Origin of the sequence: Neisseria sp. P0020.S005 (assembly GCF_051957055.1) — a bacterium.
In the GTDB taxonomy this organism is placed as follows: Bacteria; Pseudomonadota; Gammaproteobacteria; order Burkholderiales; family Neisseriaceae; genus Neisseria; species Neisseria subflava_A.
Genome location: NZ_JBQCWV010000053.1, coordinates 1 through 470, shown reverse-complemented (window position 1 = coordinate 470; position 470 = coordinate 1). Strand labels below are relative to the sequence as shown.

The following is a 470-nucleotide window of genomic DNA, read 5'->3' as shown; positions in this document are numbered from 1 at the left end:
GCCTAAGATGCATGCCTACAACCTTCCACCTGGACAACCAACGCCAGGCTGACTTAACTTTCTCCGTCCTCTCATCGCATTACACAGAAGTATTGGAATATTAACCAACTTCCCATCGACTACGCCTCTCGGCCTCGCCTTAGGGGTCGACTCACCCAGCCCCGATTAACGTTGGACTGGAACCCTTGGTCTTTCAGCGAACGGGTTTTTCACCCGTTTTGTCGTTACTCACGTCAGCATTCGCACTTCTGATACCTCCAGCATGCTTCTCAACACACCTTCATCGGCTTACAGAACGCTCCCCTACCACGTATACAATGTATACATCCGCAGCTTCGGCATATAGTTTTAGCCCCGTTACATCTTCCGCGCAGGCCGACTCGACTAGTGAGCTATTACGCTTTCTTTAAAGGGTGGCTGCTTCTAAGCCAACCTCCTAGCTGTCTATGCCTTCCCACATCGTTTCCCAC

General features: G+C 51.1%; 1 rRNA gene. It reads right to left on the bottom strand.

Annotated features, from left to right (window positions below):
- Positions 1-470, bottom strand: a 23S ribosomal RNA gene (locus tag ACTHTU_RS11260); the annotation flags it as partial.